General features: G+C 57.8%; 1 protein-coding gene. It reads right to left on the bottom strand.

What is annotated here, in order from left to right; all coding sequences use genetic code 11:
- The coding region (locus tag ABJK56_RS01145) for a GTP-binding protein (protein ID WP_347242831.1) at positions 1 to 316 on the bottom strand (316 nt) is incomplete at its 3' end.
- Positions 317 to 467 lie beyond the last annotated feature (151 nt).

Here is a 467-nt window from a genome sequence, read left to right as displayed (position 1 = left end):
CCACCAAAATGGCCCCGTCCATCTGGGCCGCGCCCGTGATCATGTTCTTGATGTAGTCCGCATGCCCCGGACAGTCCACATGGGCATAATGGCGCTTGTCCGTCTCATACTCCACATGCGCCGTCGCAATCGTAATGCCCCGCTCCCGCTCCTCCGGAGCCTTGTCAATCTGATCAAACGGCACAAACTCCGCCTTCCCCCGAAGCGACAGCTGCTTCGTTATGGCCGCCGTCAACGTCGTCTTCCCATGGTCAATGTGACCAATGGTGCCCACATTCACGTGCGGCTTCGTCCGCTCAAACTTCTTCTTCGCCATCGCACTTCCTCCTCACGTCAAAAGTCGGCTCATGTTCGGACAATGGGGTCCCAAATTCTGGTACTTCGGTGCGTCAAAACCGGACACGGCGGGGAGTCTGTGGCAGAAGGCGCCCCTTGGACCAGAAAGGCTCCAAAAAAAATGGAGCCCA

Origin of the sequence: Thermogutta sp. (assembly GCF_039793925.1) — a bacterium.
Lineage (GTDB): Bacteria > Planctomycetota > Planctomycetia > Pirellulales > Thermoguttaceae > Thermogutta.
Note: the sequence above shows the minus strand (reverse complement) of the source record. Positions and strands in the feature narration are given on the sequence as shown.